At 39.2% G+C, this 14,024-nt stretch carries 17 protein-coding genes and 1 tRNA gene; 5 read left to right on the plus strand and 13 right to left on the minus strand.

Features of this window, described 5'->3' with window-relative positions; all coding sequences use genetic code 11:
• Nucleotides 1–24: 24 nt before the first annotated feature.
• A complete protein-coding gene (locus tag WD048_14415; protein MEX0813409.1) occupies nt 25–183 on the minus strand; it encodes a hypothetical protein in 159 nt (52 codons plus the stop codon).
• Between the two features lie 33 nt (nt 184–216).
• A complete protein-coding gene (locus WD048_14420) occupies nt 217–2,076 on the minus strand; it encodes a DNA topoisomerase IV subunit B (GenBank protein MEX0813410.1) in 1,860 nt (619 codons plus the stop codon).
• Nucleotides 2,077–2,321: 245 nt separating this feature from the next.
• Between WD048_14420 and WD048_14425 the strand changes: the two genes are divergently transcribed.
• Nucleotides 2,322–2,486: a hypothetical protein gene (locus WD048_14425; GenBank protein ID MEX0813411.1), complete on the plus strand. Its 165-nt coding sequence runs from the start codon at nt 2,322–2,324 to the stop codon at nt 2,484–2,486.
• Nucleotides 2,487–2,492: 6 nt separating this feature from the next.
• Here WD048_14425 and WD048_14430 read toward each other — a convergent pair whose 3' ends face one another.
• The 5 genes from WD048_14430 to purS all read right to left on the minus strand — a co-directional run bounded on the left by WD048_14430 (nt 2,493) and on the right by purS (nt 5,130).
• Nucleotides 2,493–2,849 (minus strand): hypothetical protein, encoded by a 357-nt coding sequence (locus tag WD048_14430; GenBank protein MEX0813412.1) that lies wholly within the window; start codon nt 2,847–2,849, stop codon nt 2,493–2,495.
• 167 nt (nt 2,850–3,016) lie between these two features.
• Nucleotides 3,017–3,349, minus strand: a complete 333-nt coding sequence (locus WD048_14435) for a tRNA-binding protein (GenBank protein MEX0813413.1) — start codon at nt 3,347–3,349, stop codon at nt 3,017–3,019.
• A gap of 5 nt (nt 3,350–3,354) precedes the next feature.
• Entirely contained in the window at nt 3,355–4,146 is a 792-nt protein-coding gene (locus WD048_14440) for an inositol monophosphatase family protein (GenBank protein MEX0813414.1), read from the minus strand.
• Nucleotides 4,143–4,832, minus strand: a complete 690-nt coding sequence (gene rsmI / locus WD048_14445; protein ID MEX0813415.1) for a 16S rRNA (cytidine(1402)-2'-O)-methyltransferase — start codon at nt 4,830–4,832, stop codon at nt 4,143–4,145. Before rsmI ends, WD048_14440 begins: the two co-directional genes overlap by 4 nt.
• A gap of 46 nt (nt 4,833–4,878) precedes the next feature.
• Nucleotides 4,879–5,130, minus strand: a complete 252-nt coding sequence (gene purS / locus WD048_14450; GenBank protein ID MEX0813416.1) for a phosphoribosylformylglycinamidine synthase subunit PurS — start codon at nt 5,128–5,130, stop codon at nt 4,879–4,881.
• A 468-nt stretch (nt 5,131–5,598) separates the two neighbouring features.
• Here purS and WD048_14455 point away from each other — a divergent pair, with 468 nt between their 5' ends.
• Entirely contained in the window at nt 5,599–6,486 is an 888-nt protein-coding gene (locus WD048_14455; protein ID MEX0813417.1) for a response regulator, read from the plus strand.
• Between the two features lie 7 nt (nt 6,487–6,493).
• Here WD048_14455 and dnaB read toward each other — a convergent pair whose 3' ends face one another.
• The 3 genes from dnaB to WD048_14470 form a co-directional block, all read right to left on the minus strand.
• Entirely contained in the window at nt 6,494–8,071 is a 1,578-nt protein-coding gene (dnaB, locus tag WD048_14460) for a replicative DNA helicase (protein ID MEX0813418.1), read from the minus strand.
• A 376-nt stretch (nt 8,072–8,447) separates the two neighbouring features.
• On the minus strand, nt 8,448–9,239 hold the full coding sequence (locus tag WD048_14465; protein ID MEX0813419.1) for a family 1 encapsulin nanocompartment shell protein: 792 nt from the start codon (nt 9,237–9,239) through the stop codon (nt 8,448–8,450).
• 14 nt (nt 9,240–9,253) lie between these two features.
• Nucleotides 9,254–9,613, minus strand: coding sequence for a ferritin-like domain-containing protein (locus tag WD048_14470; protein MEX0813420.1), 360 nt, complete (start codon nt 9,611–9,613; stop codon nt 9,254–9,256).
• 479 nt (nt 9,614–10,092) lie between these two features.
• On the opposite strand from WD048_14470, the gene WD048_14475 reads away from it, so the two are divergent.
• Entirely contained in the window at nt 10,093–10,389 is a 297-nt protein-coding gene (locus WD048_14475) for a hypothetical protein (GenBank protein MEX0813421.1), read from the plus strand.
• On the plus strand, nt 10,352–11,074 hold the full coding sequence (locus WD048_14480) for a nucleotidyl transferase AbiEii/AbiGii toxin family protein (GenBank protein MEX0813422.1): 723 nt from the start codon (nt 10,352–10,354) through the stop codon (nt 11,072–11,074). The genes WD048_14475 and WD048_14480 overlap by 38 nt, the downstream gene beginning before the upstream one ends.
• A 62-nt stretch (nt 11,075–11,136) precedes the next feature.
• On the opposite strand, the gene WD048_14485 is transcribed toward WD048_14480, so the two are convergent.
• Nucleotides 11,137–11,222, minus strand: a tRNA-Leu gene (locus tag WD048_14485).
• 208 nt (nt 11,223–11,430) lie between these two features.
• Between WD048_14485 and WD048_14490 the strand changes: the two genes are divergently transcribed.
• Nucleotides 11,431–12,507, plus strand: a complete 1,077-nt coding sequence (locus tag WD048_14490) for a Fic family protein (protein MEX0813423.1) — start codon at nt 11,431–11,433, stop codon at nt 12,505–12,507.
• A 102-nt stretch (nt 12,508–12,609) separates the two neighbouring features.
• Here WD048_14490 and WD048_14495 read toward each other — a convergent pair whose 3' ends face one another.
• Both WD048_14495 and WD048_14500 read right to left on the minus strand, forming a co-directional pair.
• Nucleotides 12,610–13,464, minus strand: coding sequence for a hypothetical protein (locus WD048_14495; GenBank protein ID MEX0813424.1), 855 nt, complete (start codon nt 13,462–13,464; stop codon nt 12,610–12,612).
• A 58-nt stretch (nt 13,465–13,522) separates the two neighbouring features.
• Entirely contained in the window at nt 13,523–14,020 is a 498-nt protein-coding gene (locus tag WD048_14500) for a YkgJ family cysteine cluster protein (GenBank protein ID MEX0813425.1), read from the minus strand.
• Between the last annotated feature and the right edge of the window lie 4 nt (nt 14,021–14,024).

A 14,024-nucleotide genomic window follows, 5' to 3' on the forward strand; every position in this document is an offset into this window, starting at 1 on the left:
TTATTTAAAATTTGCCTTAGAATGCTATTGCTTTTGGAGTGCCTTATATTGCTTTCTTCTTTTCTTGAAATATTCGAGTACTTCTTTAGCAGATTTACCCTCTGTTTCTTTTGCAATCCTGTCTCTTTCTTTTCTAACTGATTCAACACAGTCGAATTTTTTACTGTTTTTTTCAGCATTCATAAGCTACAATTTCATTTGACCAAAACTCACTAATCAAACCTCCAAAACCTCTTCTTCTTTGTCTTCCTCAATTTTCAAATTTTCAATAATAAACTGCTGTCGTTCCATGGTATTTTTGCCCATAAAGTATTGCAGCAGGTTTTTGATCTTGGTGTCTTTTTGGATAATCACAGGTTCCAGCCTGATTTGTTCACCGATAAATCCGCTGAACTCGTCCGGTGAAATTTCACCCAATCCCTTAAAGCGGGTAATTTCTGGTTTTCCGCCCAGTTCTGTTATTGCATTTATCCTTTCCTCATCAGAATAGCAATAAATGGTTTTCTTTTTGTTGCGCACACGGAACAGAGGTGTTTCCAGAATATACAAATGTCTGGCTTTTACCAATTCGGGGAAAAACTGCAAAAAGAAAGTAAGCAGCAAAAGGCGAATGTGCATACCATCCACATCGGCATCGGTAGCTATTACCACTTTATTGTAGCGCAAACCCTCAATGCCTTCCTCAATATTCAAGGCGTGTTGCAGGAGGTTGAACTCCTCATTTTCATACACCACTTTTTTGGTCAATCCGAAAGAATTCAATGGCTTTCCGCGCAAACTAAATACCGCTTGCGTTTGCACATCACGTGCTTTGGTAATGGATCCACTTGCAGAATCCCCCTCGGTAATAAACAAGGTAGAATCGGCTCTTCTTTCATTGTGCTCCATTGAGAAATGTACCCTGCAATCGCGCAGTTTTTTATTGTGCAGGTTGGCTTTTTTCGCCCTTTGGTTGGCCAGCTTTTTAATACCGGCCATTTCCTTGCGTTCCCGCTCCGATTGCAGTATGCGTTTTTGCAAAGCTTCGGCAGTGTCGGGGTTTTTATGCAAATAATTGTCGAGCTCTGTCCTTAAAAAATCAAGGATAAAAGCTCTTACAGTTGGGCCATCCTGGCCTATGTTCTGTGAGCCGAGCTTGGTTTTGGTCTGCGATTCGAAAACCGGTTCCTGAACCCTGATGGCTACTGCTGCAATTACTGCAGTGCGAATGTCCGTAGCATCAAAATCTTTTTTGTAGAAATCGCGCAGCACTTTCACCAAACTTTCGCGAAAAGCACTGAGGTGTGTGCCGCCCTGTGTAGTGAATTGCCCGTTGACAAATGAATAATATTCTTCTCCGTATTGATTGCCGTGTGTTAGCGCTACCTCAATATCTTCACCGCGCAGGTGAACAATAGGGTAGCGGTTGTTTTCTACATCAGATTTGTTGAGTAAAAGGTCTTTAAGCCCATCATCGGAGTGGTATCTTTCTCCGTTGAATTTTATGGTCAACCCTGAATTCAGATAGGCATAATTCCACATCTGGTCTTCCAGGTAATCGGGAATGAATTTAAAACTCTTGAAAATGGAGGTGTCCGGCCTGAAAGTAATGCGGGTGCCATTGCGTTCATCGGTTTTTTCCAGTTTGGCATCTATTTTCAGCTCACCGCGCTCAAACTCTGCACGTTTTTTTTGTCCATCGCGAATGGATTCCACACAAAAAAAATATGACAGTGCATTTACCGCTTTTGTACCCACACCATTCAGCCCCACTGATTTTTGGAAAGCTTTGCTGTCGTATTTTCCACCGGTATTTATCTTTGAAACACAGTCGATTACTTTGCCCAGCGGAATGCCCCGCCCATAATCGCGGATCACAACCTCGTCATCGGTAATCTTTATTTCAATGCGCTTTCCAAAGCCCATCATGTGTTCGTCAATGGAGTTGTCCAATACTTCCTTTACCAGTACATAAATGCCATCATCCGGGCTGGAACCATCGCCCAGCTTCCCGATGTACATTCCCGGACGCAGACGGATGTGTTCTTTCCAGTCTAATGAGCGGATGTTTTCTTCCGTATAATTCAGTTCAGCCATAAATCTTTTGGGTTAAGAATAGATAAGCTCTTTACAATAATAATGATTCACTTTCCAAGCAAAAAATATTTGCAATAGAGCTTTTGAACAGTGGCGTGTGGATTGTTGGGGGAGAGTCTATCTAAATTCAACAAATCATTCAAAATGCTTTAGAACACAAGCCTGAAAGTAAAAAATTAGTTGTTTTCTAACCATTTATAAAAATACTCTAATGAATATCCCATTGTTTCTAAATTTGTCTTCAAATGAAAGGCAGGAATCTCTTTGTATTGGCTTCTGAAAGTAATTGTCCTGAAACAATTTGGACATTTCCAGTGCTCGTGGGAAGTACTGTTGTGCCTTTTCTTTACGCACTTATGCTTTTTAAGGAATTTAACCCACTTTTTTATTTTGACAGGTCTGATAATTAATCAATTTCAAGCTGGTGTTTCTATTGTAGTTTGAATTACATCTTCAGGGGAATCAAAATTTAATAAAACACCTTTTTCATCAACAGAAGCCTTTGAAAACTTTTTCTTGAAAAATGTATTTCTTTCCCATCCTAACTTTTTCAACTCTTTGTCTATCAAAGATTTATTTAACTCCATTATATCTTTGATAAATACTTTCAGGTTATATTCAGCATCTTCAGTGGATTCTTTAAATGTTTTCCCATAACCAGATACATTTAAAGATGGGAAATAACTCACAAAGTATTCCCCTTGTTTACCGGTAAACATTTTAAGATGTGCTTTAAATCTACTAGTGCCTATTTTTATAGATTCTTTATCCATGTTTATAAAACGCTATTTTATTCAAAAACAGTCTATGTGAAATTATAAAAAAGAAACAAAACAAAGAATGTTTACAAAAACTATCAAAAAATGATTCCGTACCATAATGGTATTCATTAATTGTAAGCATACATAGTTGTATAGTAGGATTTCCACAAATGATTAATTTACTTCAACCTCACCCCATTCTCCACTTTATGCTCAGGCTGTACCAAACTGATGCCTCCATCAGGATGATCAACTCCCAGCACCAATACCTGCGACATAAAATTGGCAATTTGCCTTTCGGTGAAATTGACGACTGCAAACACTTGTTTATTCTGTAAATCTTCAATACTGTAGTGTTCAGTAATCTGTGCAGAACTCTTTTTGATACCGATTTCCCCACCAAAATCAATCCAAAGTTTGTAGGCGGGTTTTTTGGCTTCATTAAAAACTTCGGCTTTAATGACCGTTCCTGTCCTGATGTCGATTTTTTGAAAATCCTCTAAAACAGCCATCTGGTTTATTTAAAAATAGCCTTTGTTTTTAAAAGTAAATCCTTGTGAATTTCCGGGCTCCCGCAAAGCAGTTCCTTTCCAAAAAGGTAATTGTCTTTCCCGGAAAAATCGCTGACTTTACCGCCAGCTTCTCTAATCAGAACGGCACCTGCTGCTACATCCCAGGGCTGCAAGCTGTATTCAAAAAATGCATCGAAGCGGCCGCTTGCCACATAAGCCATATCCAGTGCTGCCGAACCTATGCGCCTGATGCCCCTGCTATTTTGAATGAGTACTTTCAATAGTTCAAAATAAGCATCGCTGCGTGAAAAGTCATAATAGGGGAAACCGGTAGCCAGCAAACTTTCCTCAAGGTTTTTTCTCCTGGAAACCTGCACCTGCTTTCCATTGCAAAATGTGCCGCCACCTTTGTATGCCGAAAACATTTCCTTTTGTCCCAATTCATAGGTAATGCCAATGACCAGCTCATCGCGGTATTGCAGCGCTACACTTACACAATAGGAAGGGAGGCCATACAGAAAATTGGTAGTGCCATCCAGGGGGTCGATGATCCAGGTGAATTCTTTGATATCGTCCTGGATGGTGTCTTCTTCCGTAAGAAAGCCTGAATTTGGAAGTATTTCACCAAGCCCTTTCACCAACTGTTTTTCGGCTTCTTTATCTACAAAACTCACGAGGCTGTTCACCGATTTCTCCTCAACTTTCAATTGGTCAATTTCACTTGATTTTTCAAGTATAAAAGTTCCCGTTTTGCGAATGACTTTTTCAGCCTGTGATGTGATTTTACTCCAATTCATTTTTTGCTGTTTTTACCTTCAACTACCAACACAATTTCGCCTTTCCATTTCTTTTCAGCAAACTGTTCAGCAAGTTCGGCAACAGTTCCCCTGATTTTTTCTTCATACATTTTACTGAGTTCCCTGCAAATTACCGCATAGCGATCTGCACCGAAATATTCTGAGAGTTGTTTCAGGGTCTTATTCAGGCGGTGGGGTGATTCGAGAAACACAATAGTTCGGGGGTCTTCGGCCAGAAATTCAAGCCTTGTTTTGCGTCCTTTCTTGTGGGGTAAAAATCCCTCAAAAACAAACTTGTCGCAGGGCAAACCTGAAACCACCAGTGCGGGGATAATGGAGGTGGCACCGGGTAGGCATTCTACTTCCAGGCCATTTTCTATACAGCTGCGCACCATCAAAAAACCGGGATCGGAAATACCGGGAGTGCCGGCATCGGAGATCAAAGCTGCTTTTTCACCTGTCTTCAGCCGCGCTATTACCTGATCAACTTGTTTGTGCTCATTGAATTTGTGGTGGGCGTAAACCGGTTTGTCAATTTCAAAATGCTTGAGCAGTTTGCCTGAAGTTCTGGAATCTTCGGCCAGTATAAAATCTACGGCCTTCAATGCTTTAATGGCCCTGAAGCTCATATCGTCCAGGTTGCCAATGGGGGTCGGTACTACCACTAAAGCAGTGTCATCAAGCATTTGTTTTCATATTCTTATGAATTAGAGAGCAGGAATTTAACCAATCTCAATTCTCTGAAATTTCAAATTCGTAATATTCAATCACTGGGTTTGAAAGTATTTTTTTACAGGCCAGTTCTACTTTTTCATTGGCTTCTATTTCATTGCTTGCTTCTAATTCCAGGGTAATGTGTTTGCCAATACGCACATCTTTAATTTCGGATAGATCAAGGTTTTTCATTCCTGATGCCACTGCTTTTCCCTGTGGATCCAACAATTCTTTAAGCGGCATTACATTGATTTCTGCTTTAAATTTCATGGTGATAGCTTTTTTTAGTGCAGCAAAGATACAATTATGGAGCTTCAGTACATACCTATAATTGTGGTCGTTAAAAATATCCACTTAAATGTTGAAAAATTAAAGGGAAATTTTTTTATGATAGAATTATTATTGTAGATAATTATCAAAGTTTATTTATTTTCTAATGTTTTTTATCCATAGGTTTCAGGTAAACCTGAATAGATTTTTTTTATTTTGAAACAAGGCTTTATTATAAATCTATAATTGCTCGTTTTAATACTTAAGCATAAGTTTGTAATACTCAAATTGCTACTGAAAGCAAAATAACTTAAGTGATAATGTTTATTTTTGAAAGATCAGATTAAATGATGCAAATAATACGTTAACATATTTTTGAAGCAAGTAATCAAAAATTATAAAGACATTTGCACAACTATAAAATAACGCAAATGCTGAGTTCTAAAATAAGCCAAAAAAAGAGCAGCTATGAATAAAATGCTGGTCATAGATGATGATCCGATGATCCACAAAATGCTGGATTTTTCCCTTAAAGATCAGAAAGTCACTATTGAACATTGTAACAATGCCATTGAAGCGCAGGAGTTTTTAACAAAGAACGGACAGGAATTGAGCGCAATGGTGCTCGACTGGGAAATGCCGGGAATGACTGGGATTGAATTTCTCGAGTGGATAAAATCGGAAAAGCGCTATAAAGACATTCCGGTGATCATGCTCACAAGCAATGATCGAAAGGCAGATGTGAAACGCGGTATTGATGCAGGAGCTTATTATTACCTCATTAAGCCTTTCAATAAAGACCTTTTGATTTCTATTGTAAATGCTGCAATTTTTGATTTCAATAATGTCACTTCATTAAATCACAAGGTAAAAGAAGCACAGAATCCTTTTACCAATCTGGTGAATGGGAAATTTCTGATAAAGCATTTGGAAGATGCCGAGCGCATGTCTGTCTATATTGCCAATTCCTGCCCCAACCCTGAAGAGGCACTTATTATTTCAGAATTGCTGAACAATGCGATTGAACACGGCAACCTGGGGATAACTTATGATGAAAAATCCAAACTGATTGATGATGATAAATTGTTCAGCGAAATTGATCGCAGATTGAAACTAAAAGCATTTGCTGATAAATTTGCAGAAGTATTATACACCAAAAACGATGCGTATATTTTAGTCCGAATTGAGGATCAGGGCAAAGGTTTTGATTACCAAAAATACCTGCATTTTGATGAATCACGTGTGTTTGACAATCACGGCAGGGGTATTGCTATGGTCAATTCAGTGATGAATGTACAGTATCATGGCAAAGGAAATGTTGTAGAAGTGAAAATCCCCTTAAATAGTAAGGCTTAATCCCAATTTAAAATAAAGGGTTATCTTCCTCATCTGAATCGTTATTATTGTCACTTGGTGGTTCGGGGAAATCGTTCTTTTCTTCATTCATGCGCGAGCCCATAGTTTTGAAGTTTCCATCCGGCAGCCCGTCTGGTAAATTATTGGGCATGGAGAAATTTTCTTCATAATCCTCAAACTTGGTGTACATGCCAATAAATTTGGCTTTGATATCAGCAGTAGCTCCGTTTCTGTGTTTGGCTATCATAATTTCCGCCATATCCTTGGTAGGTGTACCGTCTTCAAATTCATCAAGCTTGTAATATTCTGGTCTGTAGAGGAAAATTACCATATCGGCATCCTGCTCGATCGCTCCGGACTCCCTCAAATCTGCCAATTGCGGGCGTTTGGCTCCTGCACGGGTCTCCACAGATCTGTTGAGCTGCGAAAGCCCGATTACTGGTACATTCAACTCTTTGGCTATACCTTTTAGTCCCCGAGAAATATTACTGATTTCTTGCTCTCTGTTGCCAAATTGTTTTCCATTTCCACCCTGTCCCGACATCAGTTGCAAATAATCAATTATTATGAGTTGAATATCGTGCTGAGATTTCAACCTTCTGCATTTGGCCCTCAGTTCAAAAATATTCAGTGCCGGAGAATCATCAATGAAAAGTTTGGCTTCGGAAAGCTTTTTTGTTTTGTGGTGCAGTTGCTGCCATTCGTGTTCTTCGAGGTCCCCTTTTCTTAACTTTTCGGAAGTGAGTTCTGCTTCGGATGAAATCAAACGCGTAGTGAGCTGAACAGCTGACATCTCCAAAGAGAAAAAGGCTACGGGCATATTGAAATCAACTGCTGCATTTCGGGCTACAGTAAGTACAAATGAAGTTTTTCCCATACCGGGACGAGCTGCCAGGATCACCAGGTCGGATTTTTGCCAGCCCGATGTAAGGCGGTCAAAACCACTGAAACCTGTGGGAATGCCGGTGAGCCCATCTTCTTTTTCCCTTAAATTTTGAATGGCCTCAATGGATTTACGCCAGAGGTCACTCATTTTCTTAGTAGAACTGCTCAGGTTTTGTTCGCCAATGGCAAAGAGGTTTTGCTCGGCTTTGTCCAGCAATTCAAACACATCAGTAGTTTCTTCATAAGAATCCTTGATAATAATATTTGAAACCCGGATCAATTCTCTTTGAATGTATTTTTGTGCAACAATGCGGGCGTGAAATTCCACATTGGCTGCTGAAGCAATTTTGCTTGTAAGCTGGGAAATATAATGAGCCCCCCCTGCTTCTTCCAGCACCCCTTGTTTTTTCAGGCGCTGAATTACAGTGAGGATATCTACCGGTTCGGTTTCGGAATAAAGTTCATAAGCTGCTGCGCATATCAACTGGTGTTTGGGCAGGTAAAAACTCTCGGATCTCAACACTTCTACAATGGCAGTAATGGCTTCCTTTTCGAGCATAATGGCACCGAGTACAGCCTCTTCCAGTTCAATGGCCTGTGGCGGTTTTTTGCCGATATCCATTTGTGTTAATTCATTACCGATTGGCATTCTCATTGCACGGCTGCGCAGCTTGTTGCTTAGATCTTTTTCTTCTGACATTGTTGGTCCCTTATTTATTTTGCCTCCACCCAAAAGACAATTTTTAATGATGAAATGGCTTCCAAAGATAGGTGCATGAAATTGGCTTTGAAAGGAAATGAGCGATTAAAAAAATCAACGAATCAATGTGTAAAACAACTTGCTGAAAGCCGCTAATAATTCCCTAAAAATAAATCTTGAAAAAGTATTCCACATTTTCTTAACATCGGGCATTTTAAATAAACTTATTAGCATGAATTAAAAATTATTTTAAGTAATTTTTTGTGTTCTTGAAATCCATTGCAGTGTTTGTTTTTTTTGTTTTAAAATAAAAAAAGGCAATGCCCTGAAAAACTATATTTTCAGCATTGCCTTTAAATTAAATGCAGTCTGCTATTTAGGACAGTACAACTACTGCATCGGGATCCAGTACTTCAAAAGTAAATGATTCTGTAAAGAATAAATCCACTTTTTTACCATCGTGGTTATCGTAGCCGATAGAAATATCACTGCCCAGTGTTAGTCGAAAATCTCCACCGCGTTGCGACACCAAAAAAGCTTCTTTTGTATTTGGGGCAAAGATCACATCGCCTTCTATCAGTTTTAGGATTTGCTTTTTCAGCGGATATCCGTTTACAAGTTCACCGGCCAATTGCTGCCATTTTTCACGGTTCAGTACTAGCGAGAAAGGACCTTCCACACCTTTTTCTTTAAACAGACTCAATGCCTGTGTTACTGATTTCAGCAAGCCCTCGCCTTTTTCGAATTTCACTTGTTTTTGATCACTGGCATTTTTCAAGCCCGGCACACCGGCTTCTTTCAATCCGTAATAGATCACTTTTTCCTCAAAAGCTGCAATTTCATGGGCAGCTTCTTCAAGGTTATCGAGATCAATTACATTTGCACCCCGCACTGCATTGTCCAATTCCCAGATATTGAGCGAAAAATTTGCCCGGGATTCTACAAGGGGCTGTACCTGATGTACTCCGTATTTTAAATTGCCTTTTTGTCCTTTGGGAATATCGAGCCTGCCTTTGTTTACTGCGGCAAAATCCCAGCCTTTGGGGCCATCTACATCAACAAATTTTCTTGCAGACAGTGCAGCGGTTAAAATTTCTTCTGCCCGGTGATTGATCTCATTCCAGGCTTCTTTTGATATTGGGGCTAAATTTTTTCTTAATAAATCCATATTCTCTTTCCTTTTTATTTTTTGATTTTTCCAATTTTCAAACTTCCGTCATCATCTTTTTTGTTTGATGCAGCACTACTTTCTGGTTTTAAATCATCTGATGTGATGTCTCCCTCGGTAAAGAGGTAAGTGCGCAATTGCTTGTCCCAACCAGGTTGGTTGCGTCTGAGCCATTCAATGGTCATAGAGGCATGTTCCATTTCCTCATTGCGGTTGTGTTCCAATATTTTGAACAACTGCTCATCGTCACAAGCATCCATTCTTTGCTGGTACCAGTCAATGGCCTCCACTTCTTCCTGAAGTGTATTCAGTGCTCTTCTGTAATTTCTTGTTTCTTTACTCAGCTCTTCGGCTGGTTCGTGAAATTCTGACATATTCTTTGCTTTTTGGTTATTAAATAGACAATCTAAATATTTAAGATTTGGTATTAACCTGAATTCGGAAATTATTTATTGCTCAGAATGCCAAAAAATAGTGAGATTCGACTGGAAATATTGATGGAATAGCGGGCTATTTTGAGATATTTCCAGGAAGAAGATTGCTGTTTTCTGGCATTTGAAATCCATAAAACGCAATTTGCTGCGTTGCATTTGCTTGGTTTATCTCGATAGACCTTCTCAAATGCGCCTTGCCTATTGCATTTTAGTGAATTTCCCCGCCTGCATGAAGCATTCGGACAGGTGAGCTCTTAAATAATTATCGAACTCAGGTTATTATAATAATTGAAGCGAAGCAGAATTGTTTAAAGAAAAGTGAGGAAATCAAAAACACAAGCTTTTGAAATTAATCTCTACAAACTTTGTTTCACAAGCTTAAAGCCTATATTTTTATTAAATCTGAAACATGCATCAAAATGTATTCGCGCAAGAAAAAGTTGGAGATGATGAAAGGCCTGATGTGGGATTACAATATTCCTTCCGAACATTGCCTGGAAGTTTTAGAGGGCAAGCGCAAAAATGCAGGACATTATACGGAAGCCACTCTGTTCAGAAAATTGTTGGAATCTTATCGCTGGTTTACGGTTTTGAAAATACTTGATATTCAGAGAATTACAGAACTTCTAACCAAAGAACTTACTCATTCCCTCAGGTTTAAATCACTCACAAAGAATTATGAGTTTATCCGAAAACGATTACAAAAATCTGTATAAACTGCAGGACAAGGTATTCGATGAAATATCAGAACATACAGGCCCACTTTATCTCACAGGTGGTACAGCTCTGGGCAGGTTTTTTCTAAATCACAGGTACAGTGATGATATTGATTTTTTCGCAAATTCAGATCAATTATTTAAAAAAACAGTTTCAAAAATCAGGCTTATTCTTGAGCAAAATTTTGAAACAAATCCTGATAAACTTATTCTTTATGATGATTTTATCAGAGTTTGGGTGATGAACAGCGAGAGTGAGCTTAAAGTAGAGTTTGTAAATGATGTACCATACAGGTGGGGCAAATCAATTGTAAGCAGCACTAAAAAAATCAACATTGATAATCCCGGTAATATTTTATCAAATAAACTAGGAGCTGTTGTGGGCAGGGGTGAACCAAAGGATGTATTTGATGTCATCCACTTATCGCTCAATTATTCCTTTAACTGGGCTGAAATCTTTGAGCATACCATCCGAAAATCTGTTGTGGCAGAACAAGACGTGGCCATGCGACTAAACACTTTCCCCGTTGATCTTTTTGCAACCCAGCCCTGGCTTAAGAATTCAGTGGATATTGATCAAATGCGCGAAAAGTTGGAAACCATTTCCGATGATTTTCTTTTTGCAAGGGATAATTCGCTGGGAAAAGACAAAACGCCCATTACAAAAGCGAAAATCATTGAATAAGGGTCTGTAACAAACACTAAAAAAACCGCAGCCTGAAAATTTCAAACTGCGGTTTTTTTGTGTGCCCAGAACAGGAGTCGAACCTGCACGCCCTAAAACGAGCACAAGGCCCTCAACCTTGCGTGTCTACCAATTCCACCACCTGGGCATATTTAAAACCCTGCAAAGCTAAGCATTTCTCCATTTGTTGAAACAATAAATCTTGTGAATAATTTTAGTACCCTGTGGTATTGCAGAACAGACTTAAAACAATACCTTTCATTAAAAAAGATTTAATCACGTTTTATTCCCGTTTTATTTACAATTTATTTTCCTTTTAATCCCGGTATATCATACTATTGGTGTAAATTAGCATGATGTCATTTAAACCCAGATTCACAATTACACCTGCAATAACAAAGGCTCTCCTTGAAATAGAAAGGCACAAGGAAGCTATAGAGCACCTTCCGTTTTCTGCTTCAATGCTTGCTTCCCTAAGGGAGTCCGCAAGGTTAATGTCCACTCATTACTCCACACAAATTGAGGGCAACCAATTAAGCCCAAAAGAGGTAGAAAAAGTTGTTAAAAAAAACATAGGTGGTTTTCCGGGTAGGGAGCGAGACGAAATGGAGGTAAAGAACTACTATAAGGCTCTGGAAGTGGTAGAAAGTCTTGCAAGTTCTAATGACCCTATCAAAGAAAAAGATATACAGTGCATACATAGTCTGATTCTTAAGGGTAAAACAAATCCTACTCCTTATAGGGATGGACAAAATGTAATACAGGACAGCATGTCGGGAGCAGTAGTATATATGCCGCCTGAATATACTGATGTTCCTCAACTTATGGAGGAGCTGGTACGATGGATCAACCAACAAGTAAAAGAAGAAATACTACCTGTTGCCATAATTGGCGCAATCGCACATTACCAATATGCGACCATCCACCCATATTATGACGGGAATGGCCGTACAGCCAGGTTGCTTACTACACTGATCCTCCACAAATGTGGTTATGATTTAAAGGGCATATACTCACTTGAGGAATATTATGCTAAAAATCTAAAAGCTTATTACAATGCTTTAGATACAGACAATATCCCCAATTATTATATGGGGAGAAAAGAGGCTAATATTACTCCCTTTCTGGAATATTTTTGTTCAGGCATGGCCATTTCATTTAGAAGGATAAGAACAAAAGCTGAACAGGAGAAAGCTCCTGACCAATCGAAAATACTTAGGCAGCTCAGTGCCAGGCAGAAACAGGCACTGTCACTTTTCAATAAACAAGCAGAGATAAAATCCTCTGAACTGGCAAGTCATTTAGGGATTCCCGACAGAAGTTCAGCTGAACTTTGTATAAAATGGGTAGAGGATGGTTTTCTAAAGATTACAAACCCATCAAAAAAGGCTCGTGCCTACGGACTAAGTGATATCTATGAAAAACTGATCTAAAAAGTCCATCCCAAATAGTGAAATTTTAAAACAACCCTTGCTTTAACAAGGTTTTTCATTCTACGGGAATTATTCTATTATCAAGCCATTGGCTAAACTATACTATGCCTCTCCCTTTTTAATATGGTACAAAGCCAAATCATATATTGGTTTGCGAATGACTTTCCCTACCTGTAAGCCTTTTTCATTCAGGCATTCCAGCAAAATATTTTTAAAAATAAAAGCTATGGAACCTACAAAATGTACCGGTACTTCTTTGGCTTTTTTAAAGGGCAAGACATGGAAATCCAGAAAATCATTGAATGATTTTTTCAGCAATTGCTGTACAAATGGATCTTCTTGCCTATCGCCAAGCACTCGGGTAAACTGCGCCAAATATTGATTGGGATTTTTGGGCTTTAAATACACTTCGTCCAACAGTTTTTCTCTGTCAAGATCAAACTCCTTGTATATTCTCAATTTGAGCCATTTCGGTATGCGATCGTAAAAGTAAAGCCTGATCAGGTCGCGCCCGATTTGACTGGCACCACCCTCATCGCCAAGAATATAGCCCAGGGAAGGTGTGCCCTCATCGAGTTTTTCGCCATCATAATAGCAAGCATTGGAACCTGTGCCCAAAATGCAACTGATGCCTGGTTGATCGCCACAAGTGGCATATACAGAAGCCAACAGATCGTGTTGTACATTTACTGCTGCATTGCGAAAGAAAGCAGAAAGCCCTTTTTCAATAATGGCATTGCGTTCTTTGTTGGAACACCAGGCACCATAAAACTGAATTTTAAGGATTTGATTTTTGAAAAGCGCTATGTCTTCTATTTTGCTCAATTCTACACCTATGCTCAACGTGTCGTGATAGAGCGGGCTAAGCCCATTGGTGCTGAATTCCTTCACCACCTTGCCTTTGCTTATCAGCAGCCAGTCAGCTTTTGTAGATCCACTTTCAGCGAGTAAAAACATAGAATTTTTATTTCAAGTCCGAAAATAGAAAAATTAGAAAGTGCAAAAGAGCAAAGCCCTAAGAGTTTTCAAAGTATTGCTGCATTTTTTCTACTACCATATATGCTGCGGGACAAATCTGTGTGTTTTTTGCAGTCAGCTTTGTGATTTTGTGAAAATCCCGAAAGTCAGTATGCGGATATTCCCTGCATGCTTTTGGCCGAACTTCATAAACCGAGCAATAATTGTCTGTCCCGAGAAAAGGGCAGGGGACTGTTTGCAAAACATAATCTCCGTCTTCATCGATGCGCAGGTATTTTTCTGTGAAATCTGCCGGTCGCATTTGCAGGTGTGCCGCAAGTCGTTCTATGTCTTTTTGTTTGAATAATGGCCCTGTTGTTTTACAACAATTGGCACAATCCAGGCAATTAATTGTTTCAAAAGCTTCATCGTGGCAACTATGCGCCATTTGATTGACTTTTCCGGATTTTTCTTTCGCCAGCGAATTGAGGAATTTCCGGCTTTGCTTTTTTCGGGAAGCGGATTTTTCGAGGATTTTTTGGAGTTCGGGAGTCAAACTT

Source organism: Chitinophagales bacterium (genome assembly GCA_040877935.1).
Classification (GTDB): domain Bacteria; phylum Bacteroidota; class Bacteroidia; order Chitinophagales; family CAIOSU01; genus JBBDNB01.